The organism is Rhodococcus sp. 14C212, from assembly GCF_011058195.1.
Taxonomy (GTDB): Bacteria; Actinomycetota; Actinomycetes; order Mycobacteriales; family Mycobacteriaceae; genus Rhodococcus; species Rhodococcus aetherivorans.
Genome location: NZ_JAALEH010000032.1, coordinates 16698 through 36000, shown reverse-complemented (window position 1 = coordinate 36000; position 19303 = coordinate 16698). Strand labels below are relative to the sequence as shown.

General features: G+C 72.4%; 18 protein-coding genes. 5 read left to right on the top strand and 13 right to left on the bottom strand.

Annotation, left to right across the window (positions count from 1 at the left end; genetic code table 11):
• Positions 1-36: 36 nt before the first annotated feature.
• Positions 37-834: a DoxX family protein gene (locus tag G6038_RS32105; protein ID WP_165038779.1), complete on the bottom strand. Its 798-nt coding sequence runs from the start codon at positions 832-834 to the stop codon at positions 37-39.
• A gap of 76 nt (positions 835-910) precedes the next feature.
• Here G6038_RS32105 and G6038_RS15760 point away from each other — a divergent pair, with 76 nt between their 5' ends.
• The gene (locus G6038_RS15760) at positions 911-2059 is read left to right on the top strand and encodes a PQQ-dependent sugar dehydrogenase (RefSeq protein WP_165038778.1); all 1149 of its coding nucleotides are present in this window, start codon (positions 911-913) and stop codon (positions 2057-2059) included.
• A gap of 24 nt (positions 2060-2083) precedes the next feature.
• On the opposite strand, the gene G6038_RS15755 is transcribed toward G6038_RS15760, so the two are convergent.
• Positions 2084-3034 (bottom strand): linear amide C-N hydrolase, encoded by a 951-nt coding sequence (locus tag G6038_RS15755; protein ID WP_165038777.1) that lies wholly within the window; start codon positions 3032-3034, stop codon positions 2084-2086.
• A 288-nt stretch (positions 3035-3322) separates the two neighbouring features.
• Here G6038_RS15755 and G6038_RS15750 point away from each other — a divergent pair, with 288 nt between their 5' ends.
• The gene (locus G6038_RS15750; protein ID WP_165038776.1) at positions 3323-3739 is read left to right on the top strand and encodes a VOC family protein; all 417 of its coding nucleotides are present in this window, start codon (positions 3323-3325) and stop codon (positions 3737-3739) included.
• 68 nt (positions 3740-3807) lie between these two features.
• Here the strand turns inward: G6038_RS15750 and gatB are convergent, their stop codons facing one another.
• The 4 genes from gatB to G6038_RS15730 form a co-directional block, all read right to left on the bottom strand.
• Positions 3808-5319, bottom strand: a complete 1512-nt coding sequence (gene gatB, locus G6038_RS15745; protein WP_165038775.1) for an Asp-tRNA(Asn)/Glu-tRNA(Gln) amidotransferase subunit GatB — start codon at positions 5317-5319, stop codon at positions 3808-3810.
• Between the two features lie 59 nt (positions 5320-5378).
• Positions 5379-6410, bottom strand: coding sequence for a 6-phosphofructokinase (locus G6038_RS15740; RefSeq protein ID WP_165038774.1), 1032 nt, complete (start codon positions 6408-6410; stop codon positions 5379-5381).
• Positions 6411-6504: 94 nt separating this feature from the next.
• Positions 6505-7191: a response regulator transcription factor gene (locus tag G6038_RS15735; protein WP_165038773.1), complete on the bottom strand. Its 687-nt coding sequence runs from the start codon at positions 7189-7191 to the stop codon at positions 6505-6507.
• Between the two features lie 9 nt (positions 7192-7200).
• Positions 7201-8376, bottom strand: coding sequence for a sensor histidine kinase (locus tag G6038_RS15730; RefSeq protein ID WP_165038772.1), 1176 nt, complete (start codon positions 8374-8376; stop codon positions 7201-7203).
• 144 nt (positions 8377-8520) lie between these two features.
• On the opposite strand from G6038_RS15730, the gene G6038_RS15725 reads away from it, so the two are divergent.
• Positions 8521-9105: a hypothetical protein gene (locus G6038_RS15725; RefSeq protein ID WP_240918519.1), complete on the top strand. Its 585-nt coding sequence runs from the start codon at positions 8521-8523 to the stop codon at positions 9103-9105.
• A complete protein-coding gene (locus tag G6038_RS15720; protein ID WP_165038771.1) occupies positions 9102-10433 on the top strand; it encodes an alpha/beta-hydrolase family protein in 1332 nt (443 codons plus the stop codon). Before G6038_RS15725 ends, G6038_RS15720 begins: the two co-directional genes overlap by 4 nt.
• A 30-nt stretch (positions 10434-10463) precedes the next feature.
• Here G6038_RS15720 and gatA read toward each other — a convergent pair whose 3' ends face one another.
• Positions 10464-11939: an Asp-tRNA(Asn)/Glu-tRNA(Gln) amidotransferase subunit GatA gene (gene gatA, locus G6038_RS15715; RefSeq protein WP_165038770.1), complete on the bottom strand. Its 1476-nt coding sequence runs from the start codon at positions 11937-11939 to the stop codon at positions 10464-10466.
• Positions 11936-12235 carry an Asp-tRNA(Asn)/Glu-tRNA(Gln) amidotransferase subunit GatC gene (gatC, locus tag G6038_RS31385; RefSeq protein ID WP_165038769.1) on the bottom strand — a complete coding sequence of 100 codons (300 nt, stop codon included), beginning with the start codon at positions 12233-12235 and terminating at the stop codon, positions 11936-11938. Before gatC ends, gatA begins: the two co-directional genes overlap by 4 nt.
• Before the next feature lie 291 nt (positions 12236-12526).
• On the opposite strand from gatC, the gene G6038_RS15705 reads away from it, so the two are divergent.
• Positions 12527-13177 (top strand): hypothetical protein, encoded by a 651-nt coding sequence (locus G6038_RS15705; protein ID WP_006942337.1) that lies wholly within the window; start codon positions 12527-12529, stop codon positions 13175-13177.
• A 10-nt stretch (positions 13178-13187) separates the two neighbouring features.
• Here the strand turns inward: G6038_RS15705 and G6038_RS15700 are convergent, their stop codons facing one another.
• The 5 genes from G6038_RS15700 to G6038_RS15680 all read right to left on the bottom strand — a co-directional run bounded on the left by G6038_RS15700 (position 13188) and on the right by G6038_RS15680 (position 19274).
• The gene (locus tag G6038_RS15700) at positions 13188-13676 is read right to left on the bottom strand and encodes a GNAT family N-acetyltransferase (protein WP_165038768.1); all 489 of its coding nucleotides are present in this window, start codon (positions 13674-13676) and stop codon (positions 13188-13190) included.
• 79 nt (positions 13677-13755) lie between these two features.
• Positions 13756-15879 (bottom strand): NAD-dependent DNA ligase LigA, encoded by a 2124-nt coding sequence (gene ligA, locus G6038_RS15695; RefSeq protein ID WP_165038767.1) that lies wholly within the window; start codon positions 15877-15879, stop codon positions 13756-13758.
• A 10-nt stretch (positions 15880-15889) separates the two neighbouring features.
• On the bottom strand, positions 15890-16951 hold the full coding sequence (locus G6038_RS15690; RefSeq protein ID WP_165038766.1) for a methionine synthase: 1062 nt from the start codon (positions 16949-16951) through the stop codon (positions 15890-15892).
• A complete protein-coding gene (mnmA, locus tag G6038_RS15685) occupies positions 16948-18042 on the bottom strand; it encodes a tRNA 2-thiouridine(34) synthase MnmA (protein ID WP_165038765.1) in 1095 nt (364 codons plus the stop codon). Before mnmA ends, G6038_RS15690 begins: the two co-directional genes overlap by 4 nt.
• Before the next feature lie 5 nt (positions 18043-18047).
• On the bottom strand, positions 18048-19274 hold the full coding sequence (locus G6038_RS15680; RefSeq protein ID WP_165038764.1) for a cysteine desulfurase family protein: 1227 nt from the start codon (positions 19272-19274) through the stop codon (positions 18048-18050).
• Between the last annotated feature and the right edge of the window lie 29 nt (positions 19275-19303).

The following is a 19303-nucleotide window of genomic DNA, read 5'->3' as shown; positions in this document are numbered from 1 at the left end:
CCTTCGGGCTGTTCCTGCCGCCCGAAGGACGCACCGTCAGCGGCCGAACATCCAGAGGCAGACGCCACCCGCGACACCGAGCAGCAACGCGACGAACGAGCCGGCGAACGGCCGGGTCGCCCAGCCGCGGGTGCCGTCGACCGCGACCCGACCGGGACCGGTCAGCACGATCACTGCGGCGGCGGCCGCGAGCAGGGTCTCGTACTCGACCCCGTCCGGCGCGAAGTACTGCAGTCCCGGCTCGGCGGACTGCCGGAACAGCCATGCGTTGATCATGATCGCCAGCACGGCGGCGGCGGCGAGCGGGGTGAGCAGCCCGAGGATCAGCAGCGCTCCGGCCGCCACCTCCCCCACCGCACCGAGCACCGCGAGCAGGGCCGGACGCTGGTAGCCCGCGTCGGCGAGCATCGCCTCGAACCCGTCCATGCCGGGGCCGCCCCACAGCCCTGTCAGCTTCTGCAGCCCGTGCACCACCATCGTGCCGCCGACGACGAGCCGCAGCACGAGCAACCCCAGGTCCAGAGTGCCGCGGCGCGCCTTCGCCGGCCCGGCCACGGCACCGGTCTCCGCGCCGATCGGCGCCGCGACGGCGCCCGCGGGTCCGTACCGGTGCATCTGCTCGGTGGGCGCGACGTCGGAGTCCGCGTACCCGTACGGCGCCGGGCCACGCCGATCGAAGGCGGAGTTGTCGAGATCGAGGTCGTCATCGGACTCGAGCATCGACGAGCGGGGGCGCTGCAGCTCCAGCGTGGGATTGTCGTAGGGACTCGACACCGGCTCCGCGGCATCCTGCGGCGTCGGCTCCGGGACGTGGTCTTTCGCCTTGTCGGTCACCGAACCAGGGTAGGTCGCCCGGCTGGGCCGACCCGGGAACCGAGGCGGGGCGCGCCGCCCCGGTAACGTCATGGTCATGACGGGGCGCGCGAGAGTCGGTGGGTCGCGACGGAGGCGAGCGACGGTCGCGTCGATCGTGGGGCTGCTCGCCCTGACCACCTCGTGTGCCCGGTTCGACGACGCGGCCACCACGCCGTTCACACCGGAGCCGAGCTTCGACGCGGGCGCCGAACTCGAACCGCTCGAGCCTCCGACGACGACCACGACGCCGGGCGCACCGCCGACACCGCCGGGCCCGTGTCAGGACCCCGACCCCGCGGTGGTCGCCACGTGCCTCGACACCACGGGAGGGCTGGTCACCATGCCGGACGGCGGCTCCGCTCTCGTCGCGGAGCGGCGCACGGGCCGGATCCTGCGGGTGGCGCCGCGCACGGAACCGGTGGAGGTGGCCACCGTGCCGGTCGACGGTTCCGGCGACGGCGGGCTGCTCGATCTCGCGCTGTCGCCGACCTACGACGAGGATCGGCTTCTCTACGCCTACATCACCACCCCGACCGACAACCGCGTCGTGCGGCTCGCCGCGGGCGACGTCCCCAAGCCCGTGTTCACCGGCATCCCGAGGGGGGCGAGCGGGAACGCGGGCGCGCTCGAGTTCACCTCACCCACCGACCTGGTGGTGCTCACCGGCGACGCCGGGAATCCGGCCGCGGCCACCGATCCGGCGTCGCTCGCCGGGAAGCTGCTGCGGATGCCCCTGCCGGCGCCGGGCGCGGCCGCGGCGCCGTCGGTCGTCCTTTCGGGGATCGGAACGGCCGGCGACGTGTGCCGGGATCCCGCCGGGAACCTGTGGGTCACCGACCGCACCGCGCTCGAGGACCGGCTGCAGCGTGTCGGTGTGGACGGCGCAGTGGGCGCGTCCCCCGCCTGGACGTGGCCCGAGCGTCCGGGCGTGGCCGGATGTGCGGCCGGTGCGGACGCGGTCGCGGTGTCGCTGACGGACGGCAAGGCGGTTGCGGTGGTCGCCATCGATCCGGGAACAGGGGCGGTGACGGCGGCGCCCGTCACGGCGGTGCAGGACCGCTACGGCCGTCTCGGCGGCGCGTCGGCGGGCGGCGACGGGCAGCTGTGGGTGTCCACCGTCAACAAGGCCGGCGGCGAACCGGGCCCGAACGACGATCGGGTCGTACTGATCCAGTTCCCCGCCGGCGGGGGCGGCTTCGACTAGCCGGAACCGTTCGGCACGGGTCCTTCACGACAGCGTGAAGGGCGGCTCGGCCGCGTCGGTGAACGCGCCGCTCACGTTGCCCAGCAGGCCCGGTTTCGCGAGGTCGAGCCTGCGGCAGGTCGAGAAGTCCAGGTCGGCCGACCGGGTCCACACGATGTTCGGGCTGAACGACGATTCGAACATGTACAGTCCCTCGGTCAGGTCCGTCAGCGTGCGCCAGATCGTCATCGAGATGTTCGGCCGTTGCGGATCGGGTTCGCCGAACGGTTGCGCGACGTTGCGCATGACGCTCAGCAGCGCCGCATATGCACGGGCCGGCGTCTCCACGGCGGGCAGCCGGTCGAGATAGTAGCTTGCCCGGACGAAGCGGTCGGACGCCTCCGTGGTGCCGGGCAGTGGCTCGGATCCCCCGAACCCGGTGAAGCTCTTCCGGAGCTCGATCTGCTCGTCGTACGGCGGTGAGTTCGTCATGACGGTGTTCGCGCGGCCGTGATGTACCCGCAGGGTTCCACCGATGTGCTCGAGGATCAGGGAGTCACCGCTCGCGTCCTCGAGGGCCAGGTGCACGGTCGCGGGACGCTGGGAGCGCGGCTCGATCAACGGTCGCACCTGGAAGGGCCGGTCGGCCATCAGGTCGAGGCACTCGTCGACGGTGCCGCACAGGTCCAGGAAGATCTGCGGCCACAGGGACACCGCGAGCGCGGGCAGTTCCGGGTCCCGTTCCCCGAAGTCCGCCTCCGCGAGCCACAGCACATGGGCGGCCAGTCCGCGCTCGTTGATCCCGTCGCTCGTGGCGTTGTCCCAGACGGCGGCCACGAGACTGCCGTACCGGGCCGTCCAGGTCATCGGGTCGGAATCCCGGTCGTGCCCGATCCTGTCGACCCCCCGCGGAAGTGACCACAGGTTCGTGTCCATCTCCTCGCGCCAGTCCATGTTCCGGCCGACGAGAACGCCGTGCCCGCTTCCGGTCCACATTGCCCGAGTGCACATTGATCCTCCACGATGTCCGACGAGAAATCCGGCCGCCCGTGCGCCGTGAGCGTCGACCCGCTCCCCACGACGACAGTGACGATACGGACGTTTCGGTCGAATCTGAGCATTTTCGCGGCGGATCCGCCGGCACCCGGCACCCGCGACCGCCCGAATCGCTCGAATTCCGCTGTTTTGCAATTGCTTCCGGCACACTTCCCCGTTCGGCCCGGGACGGTGCAACAATGTCGCCGATCGGTCCGAAGCAGTGGCACGCCCGAGGGAGGGGCCCGCATGACCACACGCCTGAATCCGTACATCAGCTTTCGCGACAATGCCCGCCAGGCCATGGAGTTCTACCGATCCGTGTTCGGCGGAGAACTGAACGTGAGCACGTTCGCGGAGATGCACGCGAGCGACGACCCGTCCGAGCAGGACAAGATCATGCATTCGATGCTGGCGAGCCCGAACGGTCTCGTCCTGATGGCGGCGGACACCCCCAACCAGATGAGCCACAACCCGGGGGACAACATCTCGATCTCGCTCAGCGGCGACGACGAGGCCGAGCTGCGTGGCTACTGGGACAAGCTGAGCGACGGCGGAACCGTCGCCATGCCGCTCGAGCGAGCACCGTGGGGCGACCAGTTCGGCATGTGCACCGACAAGTTCGGCATCCAGTGGATGGTGAACATCGCCGGCGATTCGCAATAGACACACGAGAGGGTGGCCTGCCATCCCGGCAGGCCACCCTCTCGCGGAAGAACCTCTCCTGGAAGAACTCAGCTGCAGGCGGCGAGCACGAGCTCCTTGACCAGGGCCGGATCGGCCTGGCCGCGGGTGGCCTTCATCACGTCGCCGACGATCTTGCCGGCCGCCTGGACCTTGCCGCTGCGGATCTTGTCGGCGATGTCGGGGTTGGCGGCCAGCGCCTTCTCCACCTCCGACTTGATGAGCGAGTCGTCGCGCACGACCACGAGTTCGGGGTGCGCAGCGAGGATCTGCTTCGGGTCGCCCTCACCGGCGAGCACGTAGTCGACGACCTTGCGGGCGAGCTTGTTGGTGAGCGTGCCGTCGGCGACGAGGGCGATCACCTGCGCGACCTGCTCCGGGGTGATCGGCAGCTCGACGAGCTCGACACCGCGGGTGTTGGCCTGCTGGGCCAGGTAGGCGACCCACCAGGACCGGGACTCGGAGGCGGGGGCGCCGGCCTCGGTGGTGGCGATGATCAGGTCCAGGGCGCCGGCGTTGACGAGGTCGCGCATCTCCTCGTCGGAGATGCCCCACTCGGCCTGGATCCGGGCGCGCCGCAGCCACGGCAGCTCGGGCAGGGTGGCGCGCAGGTCCTCGATCCACTCCGCGCTCGGGGCGATCGGTTCGAGGTCCGGTTCCGGGAAGTAGCGGTAGTCCTCCGCGGTCTCCTTGCGCCGGCCCGGCGAGGTGGTGCCGTCGGCCTCCTGGAAGTGCCGGGTCTCCTGGATCACCGTGCCGCCCGCGGTCAGGACCGCGGCCTGGCGGCGCATCTCGTACCGCACCGCGACCTCGACCGACTTGAGCGAGTTGACGTTCTTCGTCTCGGTGCGGGTGCCGAACTCCGCCGCTCCGATCGGGTTGAGGGAGACGTTGGCGTCGCAGCGCATCGAACCCTGGTCCATGCGCACGTCGGACACGTCGAGGGCCTCGAGCAGGTCCCGCAGCGCGGTGACGTAGGCGCGGGCGACCTCGGGGGCGCGCTCACCGGCGCCGACGATCGGCTTGGTGACGATCTCGATGAGCGGCACCCCGGCGCGGTTGTAGTCGAGCAGCGAGTGGCTCGCCCCGTGGATGCGGCCCGTGGCGCCACCGACGTGCAGCGACTTGCCGGTGTCCTCCTCCATGTGCGCGCGCTCGACCTCCACGCGCCACGTGGTGCCGTCGTCGAGGACCACCTCGAGGTAGCCGTCGGTGGCGATCGGCTCGTCGTACTGCGAGATCTGGTAGTTCTTCGGCTGGTCCGGGTAGAAGTAGTTCTTCCGCGCGAACCGGCCCCACGGCGTGATCGAGCAGTTCAGCGCCAGGCCGATGCGGATCGCGGACTCCACCGCCGCCTGGTTGACGACGGGCAGCGAGCCGGGCAGGCCGAGACACACCGGGCACACCTGCGTGTTGGGTTCGGCCCCGAACGTGGTCGGGCACGGGCAGAACATCTTGGTGGCGGTGTGCAGCTCGACGTGCACCTCCATGCCCATCACGGGCTCGAACTTCGCGAGCACCTCGTCGTAGGCGAGCAGATCATCGGACATGGCGGCAGTCATGCGCTCGATTTTAGACGGTGCCGCCATGCGCCGAACCGGCCCTCACGCGCGGCGTGACCTCAGCCGAAGATGATCCGCATCTCCTCGTAGCGGTCCTTCGGCACCCGCTTGTGGTTGGCGAGCGCCTCGTCGAAACCGACCCGGGCGATGTCGGTTCCGTGCAGCGCCACCATGTGCCCCCACTCCTCGTCGGCGACGAGATCGGTGACCGCCATGCCCAGGCGGGTGGCGAGCACCCGGTCGAAGGCCGTGGGCACGCCGCCGCGCTGGATGTAGCCCAGGATCGTGGCGCGGGTCTGGATGCCGGTGCGCTTCTCGATCATCGGGGCGAGGACGTCGGCGATGCCGCCGAGCCGCGGCCGGTCGAACTCGTCGCGCCCCTTGTCGGAGTACGCCTCGGTCATCTCCGGCAGGGTGAATCCCTCCGCGACCACCACCATGGGGGCCCGGCCGCGGTCGCGGACGCTGGTGACCCATTCACAGATCTGCTCGATGCTCTCGGGCTGTTCGGGGATGAGGATGGCGTGGGCACCCCCGGCGGTGCCGGAGTGCAGCGCGATCCACCCCGCCTCCCGGCCCATCACCTCGAGGACCATGCAGCGCTTGTGCGAGTTGCCGGTGGTGCGCAGCCGGTCGATCGCCTCGGTCGCGATCTCGACGGCGGTGTCGAAGCCGAAGGTGTAGTCCGTCTGGCCGAGGTCGTTGTCGATGGTCTTGGGCACCCCGACGATCCGGATGCCCTCCTCGAACAGCCGCTTGGAGGCGGCCGCCGTGCCCTCGCCGCCGATGGCGATCACGGCGTCGACGCCCATGCGCTCGAGCGTGCGGGCGATGTTCTCCGCGCCGCCGTTCGGTCCCTGATAGGGGCCGAACCGGCTGGTGCCGAGGATGGTACCGCCCTGATGCGACAATCCGCGAACCTTGCTGCGGTCCAAGGGAATTGCGTCGCCTTCCACCAAACCACGCCAGCCGTCGAGGAATCCGACGAATTCCTGGCCGTAGACGGTCCTGCCCTTGAGGACCGCTCCGCGGATCACCGCGTTGAGGCCGGGGCAGTCCCCGCCGCTGGTGAGAATGCCGATGCGCGTCATCCGTACCTCCGTGCCGGTCGTGCAGGTTGTCGGTGGTCCTCCCGGCAATACTGCCCCGGCGCGGCGCCCGCGGCATCCCGATCGCGGGCGCCGCTCACCCGGGCACGACCAGTCCGGACTCGTACGCCAGTACCACCGCCTGCGCCCGGTCCCGCAGGTTCAACTTCCCGAGCACCTTCCCCACGTGCGTCTTGACCGTCTGCTCCGCGACGAACAGGTGAGCGGCGATCTCCTGATTCGACAGCCCGCGGGCGATCAGCTCGAGCACCTCGCGTTCGCGCGGGGTGAGCACGTCGAGCGTCCGATCGCGGCCGCGGCGCGGCGACCGCCGGCGGGTGACGTCCGCGATGAGGCGGCGCGTGACGGTCGGCGCGAGCAGCGCCTGGCCGTCGGCGACGACGCGGACCGCCCGGATCAGTTCGTCGGCGGGCGCGTCCTTGAGCAGGAATCCGCTGGCGCCCAGGCCCAGTGCCTCGTAGACGTAGTCGTCGATGTCGAAGGTGGTGAGCATCAGCACACGTGTCGGCGGATCGGTGCGCCCGGCGAGGATGTGCCGGGCCGCGTCGAGTCCGTTCATCTCGGGCATCCGCACGTCCATCAGGACCACGTCGGGTCGCAGGCGGGCCGCCTCCGCGACGGCCCGCCGGCCGTCCGGGGCGTCGCCGACCACGCTGATGTCGGGTTGGGCGGCGAGCAGGGCGCCGAAACCCTGCCGCACCATGGCCTGGTCGTCGGCTATCAACACGGTGATGGGGGTCGCGGCTGCGCTCGGGTCCGTCACGGCCTCAGCCTAGGCCGCCGGGACGCGCGGCAGCTGCGCTCGCACCTCGAATCCCCCGCCCGGGACGGGATGGGCCACGAGCTGCCCTCCGACCGACAGCGCACGGTCGACCATGCCGCGGATGCCGTTCCCGCCGCTGCGGTCCCCCGGTCCGGGCTCCGCGCGCCCGGGGCCGTTGCGCACGGTCACGCTCACCTCGTCCGGTCCGTACCCCACACCGACCCGGACCGGCGCCCCGGAGGCATGGCGGGCGGCGTTGGCGAGCGACTCCTGCAGGATGCGGTACACCGTGAGCGCGGTGGCGTCGGACACACCCGCCGGGTCACCGTCCGCCGCGGTGGACAGGACCATGCCGGCGCGCCGCGCCCCCTCGAACAGGTCGCCGAGCCGGTCGAGGCCGGGCTGGGGAGCCTGCGTCCGTTCGTCGCCGGCGCCGCTGCCGTCGGCGAGGGTGTCGCTCCGGAGCACGCCGAGCATGCCGCGCACCTCGTTGAGCGCCTCGCGCGCGGTCGCCCCGATGGACTCGAACTCCGCGCGCACCGGTTCGGAGACCTCGGGCAGGCGGTACGGGGCGCTCTGCGCCTGCACCACGACGAGGGACATGTGGTGCGCGACGATGTCGTGCAGGTCCCGGGCGATGCGGGCCTTCTCCTCGAGGATCGCCCGGCGGGCCCGCTCGAGTTCGCTGACCTCCTCCTGCCGGGCAAGCTGACGCCGGGACAGCACGAGCCACCGCACGAGCAGACCGAACACCGCCATCGCGGTCAGGCCGAGTGCCCAGCCCCAGCCGTTCTGCCCCGGCACGTGGGTGAAGAACAGCACCACGGTGGCCGCCCACACGAGCCCGGCGATCTGCAGGGACGCGCGCATGCTCACCGCGACGAGCAGCGCGCACAGCACGAGGATGTGCACCACCTGCCAGGGGTAGTCGTAGCCGGGGGCGAGGTCGAAGGCGCGCGGGATCGCCAGCGCGGCCCCGGCCGAGACCGCCCACCCGAGGGCCGGATCGGCCCGGAGCGCCACGAACGGCCAGACCGCGAGCGCCGCGACGACGGGCATCAGCGGTGCGGGGACCTCGTGGGTGAGGTGCAACGTGGGCCACGCGACCGCGTACAGGATCAGCGTCGCCGCCACGATCGCAATCGCCCACCAGCGGCCTCGGCCGCATTCTCTCGTCCAGCGCACGGCACCACGGTAGGCACGGGACGCCTGCACTGTCGTCATACCAGGGGGTGAGATCCGCCCGGCTCCGTGGGGGCAGACAGCCGCGGCCGGACCCGCTCCGCCGGGGGATCCGCGGCGGTCCCCGTCGTTCCTAACGTCCGTGCCATGCGCAGACGAGCGACGACAGCGATGGTGGGTACGGCCGCGGCGCTGTACCTGGGAACCGTTTGGGCGCAGGCGGGTCCGGAGGAGCAACCGGGGCCGCACGGGGGCGCCACGGCGGCGACGGTGGCGGCGCTGTCCGACGGCGACACCGCGGCGGCGCTCGAGGCCTTCCCGGACGGCTTCGAGCCGGCGATGCACTACCGCCCGGTCACCGAGGACGGGATCCTGGTGGACCCACTCGGGGACTGCTCCTCCCCCGTTCCCCTGCCCGAAGTCTTCGAAACATCCTGCCGCGAACACGATCTCGGCTACGACCTGCTGCGATACGCCCGGTCGTCGGGGCACGACCCGGGTCCGCAGGCGCGGCGCGACCTGGACGCCCGGCTGAGCCGGCAACTGCACGAGGCGTGCCGTACGGCGGCTCCCGGCGACGGCTGGTGCGTCGTCACCGCGGATGCGGCGTCGATTGCCGTGCGGTTCAATTCGTGGCGGCAACGCGACGCGGCGCCGGTTCCCGAGTCACCGCTGCCGTACGCGGCCGCGGTGGGGACGTTGGCTGCGGCGGCGCGATGGGCGGTCCGATGAGTGCCCTCGCGGCGTTCGTGTCCGCGGACGCGGGGCTCGATTCGCTCGCGCGGCGCTGCCCGCGGGTGGCGACGACCGTGGCGGTGACGATCGCGGTGTGGGTCTCGCTCGCGCCGTCGCTGCTGCCCCGTGCGGCCCTGGCGCAGGCCGCTGCCTCCGGATGTGCCGCCGCGGCGGTGACCGCCGGGATGCGCCGCCGGCGGGGCGGGCGATCCGCACGGCCCGGGGCCGCGCGGCCGGTGGCGCTGGTCGCCGCGGCCGTCGCGCTCGGGTGGGCGGTGCTCGCCGCGGCGCAGTGGCAGGACGCATTGCGGGCGTGGATGGGGCGGCCCACCACCGGCCCGACGCACTGGATCGTTGTATGCACCTGTGCCCCATTGATATTCGCGTCAGCACGGGTGGTCGGTCGGATACCGGGGGCGTGGCGCCGGCGGGCCGGCACCCGCGCGGTCGCGGCCACGGCCGTCACGGTCGCCGTGGGCGTCGGCGTCGCGGTGGCGCCCGTGGTGGCCGGGCAGGCACGTCCGGTCGCGACGCCCGTCGCCGCCGCGGTGGCCGGCGGTCCGTCCTCTCGGGTGGCCTGGGAGTCCCTGGGCGACGAGGGCCGCCGCTTCGTGACCCTCGACGCGCATCCCGGAACGATCCGCACGTACGTGGGGCTCGGATCGGCTCCGGACGCCCGGTCGCGCGCCGCGCTGGCCGTGCGCGAACTCGACCGCGCCGGCGGGTTCGCCCGCGCCCACGTCGTGGTGGCGGTGCCCACCGGCTCGGGCTGGATCGACCCCGGCGCGGTGCGCGGGTTCGACACGGTGTTCGGCGGCGACGTCGCGCTCGTGGCACAGCAGTACTCGGCCGCGCCGAGCTGGGTGACGTTCCTGTTCGACCGGAACGCGGCCGCGGAGTCGGCCCGCGCCCTCCTGACGGCCGTGCGCGCCCACATCGACGCTCTGGACCCGGTCCGGCGCCCGCAGCTGCACGTGTACGGGCAGAGCCTCGGGTCGATCGGGGGCAGCGCCACACTCGCCGACCACGCATCGGCCGCGGCGGGTCCCTGCGCGGCGATCTGGGCCGGTCCGCCGGCGGGCGCGGTGCGCACGGACGGGGCGATCGTCACCGCGAACACATCGGATCCGGTGGTGTGGTGGCAGCCGTCGCTGCTGTGGTCCCCGCCCGACCTGTCCCGCGCGCGACGCGACGCGCCCGTGCCGCGGTGGCTGCCGGTGGTCAGCTTCGTGCAGGCGACGCTGGACCTGCCGGTGGCGCTGGACGCGGCCCCCGGTCACGGGCACCGCTACGGCCCGGACCAGGCCCGGTGCGACCGCCCCTGACCGGGACGGCGCACCGGGCCGTAGCCGGACTCAGGCGACGATCGGGCCGCGTGCGGCCTCGAACGCGGCGCCGACGCGGTAGAGGCGCTCGTCGGCGAGCGCCGGGGCCATGATCTGCAGGCCGACGGGCAGCCCGTCGTCGGCGGACAGCCCGGACGGCACGGACATCGCGCAGTGCCCGGCGAGGTTGGTCGGCAGCGTGCACAGGTCCGACAGGTACATCGCCAGCGGATCGTCGACCTTCTCGCCGATCTTCCACGGGGTGAACGGGCTGGTCGGCGAGACGAGGACGTCGACCTGCTCGTACGCGTTCTCGAAGTCCCGCGCGATGAGGGTGCGGACCTTGAGCGCCTGCCCGTAGTAGGCCTCGTAGTAGCCGGAGGAAAGCGCGTAGGTGCCGATCATGATGCGGCGCTTGACCTCCTTGCCGAACCCGGCGGCCCGGGTGGCGGCCATGACCTGCTCGGCGCTCATCGTGCCGTCGTCGACGCGCAGTCCGTAGCGCATGGCGTCGAAGCGGGCGAGGTTGGACGAGACCTCGGACGGCAGGATCAGGTAGTACGAGGCGAGCGCGTACTCGAAGTGCGGGCAGGAGACCTCGACGACCTCGGCGCCGAGCTCGGTGAGCGTGGCCACGGCCGCGTCGAAGGACGCCAGCACGCCGGGCTGGTAGCTGTCCGAGTGCAACTCCTTGACGACGCCGACGCGCAGGCCCTTCAGGTCGCCCTGCGAGCCCTCGCGGGCCGCCCGGACGACCGGCCGGACGGGCGCGTCCACCGACGTGGAGTCGCGCGGGTCGTGGCCGGCGATCACCTCGTGCAGCAGCGCCGTGTCGAGCACGGTGCGGCCGCACGGGCCGCCCTGGTCGAGCGACGACGCGCACGCGACGAGGCCGAACCGGGAGACCGTGCCGTAGGTGGGCTTGGTGCCGACCGTGGCGGTGACGGCGGCGGGCTGGCGGATCGAGCCGCCGGTATCGGTGCCGATGGCCAGGGGCGCCTGATAGGACGCCAGCGCGGCCGCGGAACCGCCGCCGGAACCGCCGGGGATCCGGGTGGTGTCCCACGGGTTGCGGGTGGGACCGAAGGCGGAGTTCTCGGTGGACGAACCCATCGCGAACTCGTCCATGTTGGTCTTGCCCAGGATGGGGATGCCGGCCCGCCGCAGCTTCGTGGTCAGGGTCGCGTCGTACGGCGACATCCAGCCCTCGAGGATCTTCGAGGCGCACGTGGTGGGCATGTCGGTCGTGGTGAACACGTCCTTGAGGGCGATCGGCACGCCGGCGAGCGGCGAGGCCGGGCTCTCGCCCGCGGCGACCGCGCGGTCGACCTCGGCGGCGGCGGCCAGCGCCTGCTCCCCCGCGACGTGCAGGAAGGCGTGGTAGTCGCCGTCGACCTCGGCGATGCGGTCGAGGTGAGCCCGGGTGACCTCGACCGACGAGACGTCGCCGGAGTGGATGCGGTCGGCGAGGTCCGCCGCACCCAGCCGGGTCAGGTCGGTGCTCATTCGCTCTCCCCCAGGATCTGCGGGACGGAGAAGCGGCCGTCCTCGACGAGCGGCGCGGCGGCGAGCGCCTGTTCCGGCGTCAGGCCCGGACGCACCTCGTCGGGGCGGGTCACGTTGGCCACCGCGTTCGGGTTGGCCATCGGCGCCACATCGTCCGCAGCCACCTCCGACACGGCCTTGACGTGGCTGAGGATCGTATCCAGCTGGCCGGCGAACTCGTCGAGTTCGGCGTCGGTCAGCGCGAGCCGGGACAACCGGGCGAGGTGCGCGACCTCGTCACGGGAGATGGCAGGCACCTTCGGTGACCCCTTTCCGATGAAGAAACGAACGTTCCGTCCAGGGTAGTGCGTGCCGACCGGGACGGTTTCGCCGGTTCCCCGGACCCGCGCCGGCCGCCCGTCGTGTTGCAGTTCGGAGAAACACCTGTGTCGTTCGTGTGACAGCGCCCGCGTGACCGGCGGTTTCCTGTCTCGTCTCGGCGCAGCACCGCCGGACCGGCATCCGGCGGTGCTGCGGGGGTGAAAAGATGGTGTCCGTCGCCGGCCGAGCGCCTCGGCCGTGACTTCGGAATCGGGGAAAGGACGCACGTGTCGTACCTGTTACGCGTCCAGCTTCCCGACCGTCCGGGCAGCCTCGGTTCACTCGCCGTCGCGCTCGGTTCGGTCGGTGCGGACATCCTCTCGCTGGACGTCGTCGAACGCGGCGCCGGCTTCGCGATCGACGATCTCGTCGTCGACGTCGACGCCGGGTCGCTGCCGGACACGCTCATCACGGCCGCCGAACGCCTCGAGGGCGTGACGGTGGACTCGATCCGTCCCTATGCGGGCATCCTCGACACCCACCGCGAACTCGAGCTGATCGACCAGGTCGCCACCGCGCGCCACGATCGGCTGCAGGTGCTCGTCGACGGCGCGCCCCGGGTACTGCGCGTCGGCTGGGCGACCGTCGTCGACACCGGCCCGTACGGCGTGTACCGGGTGGTCGGCAGTTCCGGCGCCCCCGAGACCCGGCCGGCGGAGGTGCCGTGGATGCCGCTCGAGAAGCCGATGCTGCTCGACCACGAGGGCGAGTGGGTACCCGACCTGTGGCGAGCGATGAACACGACCCTGGCGGCGGCGCCCCTGGGGACCCAGGGCCGGGTGCTGATGCTCGGCCGGCCCGGTGGCCCGGAGTTCCGGCCGTCCGAGGTGGCCCGGCTCGGCTACCTGGCCGGCATCATCGGAACCGTCCTGGGCTGAGCGGAGCGGCTCAGACCAGCTCCCGGACCAGGGTGCTCAGCTCGACGCCGGGCACCGGCGCCCAGTCCCGCTCGGCGACGGGAACGAATCCGTTGCGGTCGTAGACGCGGCGCGCGTCGACCATGTCCGGTTGCGTGGAGAGCACCACTGCGCGATCGCCGCGATCGTAGGCGGTGTCGAGGACATGCCGTACCAGCGCCGAACCGACACCCTGTCCCCGCGCCGACGGCGCGACGGCCAGCATCCGGAACTCGAGCTCGCCCTTCTCGGCGATGTTGGCGAAGCGGGACGCCGGCTCCGCCAGCGTCACGGACCCGACGATCTCGCCGTCGGCGAGCGCGACCACCACCTCGGCGTGCTTGTCGCGGGTGGCGGTGTCGCGCAGACGCTCGGCGTACGGGTCGTCGGGCTCGACGAATCCGCCGCCGACGTACACGTCGACGGTGAGGGCGCCGACGGCGTCGTACTCGTCCGGGCTCACGCGTCTGATCTCGATCACTGGAGGACTATCCCAGTGCCTGCCCCTTCCGCCCAAACGGTTTCCGGGCGATCTCCGTCACACCGGCTCCGGCCGCCGGTCAGCTCTCGAGCTCGCCGAACTCCTCCTCGATCGCGTCCTGGCCACCCGAGACGCCGTCCGGGCCGAGTTCGAGCAGCCGGCGGAACCCGTCCTCGTCGAGGACGGGGATGCCCAGCTCGGCCGCCTTGTCGGCCTTCGTTCCCGGGGCATCGCCGACGACGACGAACGCGGTCTTCTTCGACACCGACCCGGCCGCCTTGCCGCCGCGGAGCAGGATCGCCTCCTTGGCCTGATCCCGCGAGAAGCCCTCGAGCGATCCGGTGACGACGATCGACAGGCCCTCGAGGGTCCGTTCGATGGATTCGTCGCGCTCGTCGAGCATGCGCACCCCCGCCGCGCGCCACTTCTCGACGATCGCGACGTGCCAGTCGACGGCGAACCATTCACCCAGGGCCGCAGCGATGGTCGGTCCCACCCCCTCGACGGCGGCGAGCTCGTCCACGGACGCCTCGCGGATCCGGTCGAGGCTGCCGAACTCGGTGGCCAGCGCCCGCGCGGCGGTCGGACCGACGTGCCGGATCGACAGTGCCACCAGCACCCGCCACAGCGGCTTGTCCTTGGCTGCTTGGAGATTCGCGAGCAGGCGCTTGCCGTTGGCGGACAGCGCCCCCGCCTTGGTGCGGAAGAGCGACGTGCGCAGCAGGTCGTCGGCGGTCAGGTCGAACAGGTCACCCTCGTCGGCGATCGCCCCGGCCTCGAGCAGCGCGGTGGCCGCCTCGTAGCCGAGCGCCTCGATGTCGAACGCGCCGCGGCCCGCGACGTGGAAGACCCGCTCACGCAACTGCGCGGGGCAGTGCCGCTGGTTGGGGCAGCGCAGGTCCACGTCACCCTCCTTGGCGGGGGCGAGCGGTGTCCCGCATTCGGGGCATTCGGTGGGCATGACGAACTCGCGTTCGGTGCCGTCGCGCAGGTCCACCACCGGGCCGAGCACCTCGGGGATGACGTCACCGGCCTTGCGCAGCACCACGGTGTCGCCGATGAGGACACCCTTGCGCGTCACCTCCGCCGCGTTGTGCAGGGTGGCGAGGGAGACCGTCGACCCGGCGACCGTGACCGGTTCCATGTAGGCGAACGGCGTGACCCGGCCCGTGCGGCCGACGCTGACGCGGATGTCGAGCAACCTGGTCGTCACTTCCTCCGGCGGATACTTGTAGGCGATCGCCCACCGGGGTGCGCGCGAGGTGGTGCCGAGCCGGCGCTGCAGGGACACCTCGTCGACCTTGACGACGAGCCCGTCGATCTCGTGTTCGACGTCGTGGCGGTGCTCGCCCCAGAACCGCATCCGGGCGACGACCTCCTCGACGCCGACGACGCGGGCGGTGTGCCCGGAGACGGGCAGCCCCCAGGCGGCGAGGGCGGCGTAGGACTGCGACAGCGACACCGGCTCGAATCCCTCGGCGCGGCCGAGCCCGTGGCAGATCATCCCGAGGCGGCGCCGCGCGGTCACCGCGGGGTTCTTCTGCCGCAGCGATCCGGCCGCGGTGTTGCGCGGATTGGCGAACGGGGCCTTGCCCTCGGCGACGAGGGCGGCGTTGAGCGCGTGGAAGTCCTCGAGCCGGAAGTACACCTCGCCCCGCACCTCGAGAACCCGGGGAACGGGGAATTCTTCGGTGGCGGTGAGCCTTTCGGGGATGTCGTCGATTGTGAGAGCGTTGAGCGTGACCTCCTCCCCGGTGCGGCCGTCGCCGCGGGTGGCGGCACGGCGCAGGCGGCCGTCCTCGTACACCAGACTCAGCGCGACGCCGTCGATCTTCACCTCGCACAGGTAGTGCAGGTCCGGACCCGTCTCGGCCTCGACGCGGGAAACCCAGGCGCGCAGTTCGTCCTCGGTGAAGACGTTGTCGAGGCTGAGCATCCGCTCGAGATGGTCGACGGCGGTGAAGTCGGTGGCGAAGCCCCCACCGACGAGCTGCGTCGGGGAGTCCGGGACGCGCAGGTCCGGGTAGTCGTCCTCGAGCTGCTTCAGCGCGCCGAGCAACTGGTCGAAGGCGCCGTCGGAGATGATCGGCGCGTCGCGCACGTAGTAGCGGAACTGGTGCTCGCGCACCTCCTCCGCGAGCTGCTGCCAGCGCTCGCGCACGTCGGGCGGAGCTTGGGTGGGCGCGTCCGTCGATTCACTCACGCCGGAAAGACTAGTCGAGCGATACGACGTTCCCGGCCGCTCCGGAGGCGAGCGATTCCGGGTCGTCCGCGAACGCGGCGGCGACGTCGCGGGCGAGGCGCAGCGCCCGGCGCGCCCACGCGGGGTCGGCGCCGGCCAGGCCGCAGCGCGGGGTGACCCCCACCGAGCGCAGCGTGGCGCGGGCGAAGCCCAGCCGGTCGATCAACGTGATCGCGGGGGCCGCGACGTCGCGCCAGGTGGGGACGGCCGTGTCGGGGGCGGTGGACGGCACCAGTCCGAGCAGGAGAGTGGTTCCGGCGTCGATCAGCTCACCGATACCGTCGAGGTCGGCGGCGGTGAGCTGCGCGACGTCGAGGGCGACGGCGTCAACGCCGCTGCGGCGCAGCAACCCGGTGGGCACGTCGGCGGCGCAGCAGTGCACCGCGACGGGGCGGCCGATCGCCGCGATCGCGGCCTCGAGCAGGTGCTGCGCCTCCGGCTCGGGGAGAGCCGGCACCGACTCGAGCTTCGTGCGTCCGGTCAGGGTCCCGGCGAGGACGGCGGGCAGCGCGGGCTCGTCGAGCTGGACCACCACGTCGGCGCCGAGGCGGCGGGTCAGTTCCGCGGCGTGCCGCGCCAGGCCCTCGCCGAGGGACTCGGCGACGTCGCGCACGGCGCCGCGATCGGTGAGCACCCGCCGACCCCCGGCCAGCTCGGCGTGCGCGGCGAGGGTGAACGGGCCGGCGGACTGCACCTTCAGGGACCGGCCCGGACCGAGACCCGCTGTCTCCCATGCCTCTTCGAGCGCATCGAGATCTCGGCGCAGCAGATCCCCGGCGCGGGCGGCGACCGCGCCGCGGCGACCGCCGAGCCGGTATCCGGTGGTGGAGGTGTCGAGGTGCAGGTCGACCAGCAACGCACCGGTGCGGCCGATGAGATCGGCCCCGAGCCCGCGGGCCGGCAGTTCGACCAGGTGCGGCAACGCCTCGAGCTCGCCGAGCACGGTCGCGGCCGATTCCCGGGCGTCGGTGCCGGGCCACGATCCGATGCCGGTCGCGACGCCGGACCAGGGGTTCGGGGTGTTCGCGGTCACCGGGACGTGGCCGCCGTGCCGGTACCGACGATGGTGCCGCTGCCGAGGACGACGTCGCCGCCGGTGTCCGGCCGGTACAGCACCACGGCCTGTCCGGTGGCGACGCCGGTGAGCGGTTCGCGCAGGGTCACCTCGAGACCGGTGCCGGTGGGCTCGGCGACGGCCGCCGCGACGCCGCCGTGCGCGCGGACCTGCACGACGCATTCGACCGGTCCGGCCGGCGCGGCCCCGCTCGTCCACACCGCGCGCTCGGCACTGATCGCCCACACCTTCAGGTCCTCCGCGGTGCCCACCTTCACCGTGCCGGTGTCCGGCTCGATCGCGGTGACGTAGCGGGGGCGGCCGTCCGCGCCGGGGCCGGCGATGCCCAGACCCTTGCGCTGGCCGACCGTGAAGCCGTGCACTCCTTCGTGTTCGGCGAGCACGGCGCCGGACCGGGCGTCGACGACGCGGCCGGGGCGCACCCCGATGCGGGCACCGAGGAAGGCGCGGGTGTCACCGGAGGGGATGAAGCAGATGTCGTGACTGTCGGGCTTGTTCGCGACCGCGAGACCCCGCTCGGCCGCTTCGGCGCGGATCCGCTCCTTCGGGGTGTCCCCGACGGGGAACATCGCACGCGCGAGCTGGTCGGCCGTCAGCACTCCGAGCACGTACGACTGGTCCTTGCCGGCGTCGACCGCGCGACGCAGGACACCGTCGTCGAGCCGGGCGTAGTGGCCGGTGGCGAGCGCGTCGAAGCCGAGGGCGACGGCCCGGTCGGCGAGGGCCGCGAACTTGATCTTCTCGTTGCACCGCAGGCACGGATTGGGGGTGTGGCCGGCGGCGTAGGACTCGACGAAGTCGTCGATGACGTCCTCCTTGAACCGGTCGGCGAAATCCCAGACGTAGAACGGGATTCCGAGCACGTCGGCGGCGCGGCGCGCATCCCCGGCGTCTTCCTTGGAGCAGCAGCCCCGTGACCCGGTCCGCAGCGTGCCCGGCGTCGTGGACAGCGCCAGGTGCACGCCGACCACGTCGTGGCCGGCGTCGACCGCGCGGGCCGCGGCCACCGCCGAGTCCACGCCACCGCTCATTGCCGCGAGCACCCTCATCGACGTCACCTCTCTCGACTACCGGCGCCGGCCAGTCCGGCGGCCCGCGCCCGTCCCACCACCTGCGGCAGCGCCGCCACGACGGCCGCCACGTCGGCACGAGTCGACGTGTGGCCCAACGAGAATCGCAACGACCCGCGGGCCGTGCGGGGGTCCGCACCCATCGCGACGAGCACATGGCTCGGTCGCGCCACCCCGGCGGTGCAGGCCGAACCGGTCGAGCACTCGATCCCGGCCGCGTCCAGCAGCATGAGCAGCGAATCGCCCTCGCAGCCGGGGAAGGTGAAGTGTGCGTTGCCGGGCAGGCGGTCCGCGCCGCGCGGGCCGTTGAGGACCGCGTCCGGGACCACGGCCGTCACACCGGAGATCAGTTCGTCGCGCAGCGTCGTGAGCGCGACGGTGCGTTCGCCGAGTTCGGCCGTCGCCTCGCGCAGCGCCGCGGCCATGCCGACGATCCCGGCGGTGTCGTGGGTTCCCGACCGTACGTCGCGCTCGTGTCCGCCGCCGTGGGTGAGGGGCACGCACGGCACCTGCCGGCCCAGCAGCAGGGCACCGACGCCCTGGGGACCGCCGAACTTGTGCGCGGCGATCGTCATGGCGGCCAGTCCGCTCGCGGCGAAGTCCACGGGCAGATGACCGACCGCCTGCACGGCGTCGCTGTGCACGGGCACCCCGTACTCGGCGGCGACCGCGGTGAGCTCGGCGACGGGCATCACGGTGCCCACCTCGTTGTTGGCCCACATCACCGACACCAGGGCCGTCTCGTCGGCGTGCTCGGCGAGGGCCTCCCGCAGCGCATCCGGCTCGACCCGTCCGGCGGCGTCGACGGCCAGCCAGGTCACCTCGGCGCCCTCGTGCGCGACGAGCCACTCGACGGCATCGAGCACGGCATGGTGCTCGACGGCGCTCGCGATCACCCGGCGACGGCGCGGATCGGCGTCCCGGCGCGCCCAGTAGATGCCCTTCACCGCGAGGTTGTCGCCCTCGGTGCCGCCCGAGGTGAAGACGACCTCGGAGGGACGCGCGCCGAGGTCCGCCGCGATGGACTCCCGGGCCTCCTCGATGCGACGCCGCGCCGCACGGCCCGACCCGTGGAGGGACGACGCGTTGCCGACCGTCGCGAAGACCTCCGTCATCGCCGACACGGCCGCGGGCAGCATCGGGGTGGTCGCGGCGTGATCGAGGTAGACGGTCGTCGAGGTGCCGGAGGCTCCGGCGGGGTTCGAGGTCATGACCGAACCAGGATAGCGGGTCGGGGCTC

What these genes read in the sequence shown, in the direction of transcription:
- G6038_RS15755 (WP_165038777.1), bottom strand. Translation starts at nt 3,034, where the DNA reads ATGTGGACCGGAAGCGGGCACGGCGTTCTCGTCGGCCGGAACATGGAC.
- G6038_RS15720 (WP_165038771.1), top strand. Translation starts at nt 9,102, where the DNA reads ATGAGTGCCCTCGCGGCGTTCGTGTCCGCGGACGCGGGGCTCGATTCG.
- G6038_RS15740 (WP_165038774.1), bottom strand. Translation starts at nt 6,410, where the DNA reads ATGACGCGCATCGGCATTCTCACCAGCGGCGGGGACTGCCCCGGCCTC.
- gatA (WP_165038770.1), bottom strand. Translation starts at nt 11,939, where the DNA reads ATGAGCACCGACCTGACCCGGCTGGGTGCGGCGGACCTCGCCGACCGC.
- mnmA (WP_165038765.1), bottom strand. Translation starts at nt 18,042, where the DNA reads ATGAGGGTGCTCGCGGCAATGAGCGGTGGCGTGGACTCGGCGGTGGCC.
- G6038_RS15760 (WP_165038778.1), top strand. Translation starts at nt 911, where the DNA reads ATGACGGGGCGCGCGAGAGTCGGTGGGTCGCGACGGAGGCGAGCGACG.
- G6038_RS15725 (WP_240918519.1), top strand. Translation starts at nt 8,521, where the DNA reads ATGCGCAGACGAGCGACGACAGCGATGGTGGGTACGGCCGCGGCGCTG.
- G6038_RS15680 (WP_165038764.1), bottom strand. Translation starts at nt 19,274, where the DNA reads ATGACCTCGAACCCCGCCGGAGCCTCCGGCACCTCGACGACCGTCTAC.
- gatB (WP_165038775.1), bottom strand. Translation starts at nt 5,319, where the DNA reads ATGACTGCCGCCATGTCCGATGATCTGCTCGCCTACGACGAGGTGCTC.
- G6038_RS15750 (WP_165038776.1), top strand. Translation starts at nt 3,323, where the DNA reads ATGACCACACGCCTGAATCCGTACATCAGCTTTCGCGACAATGCCCGC.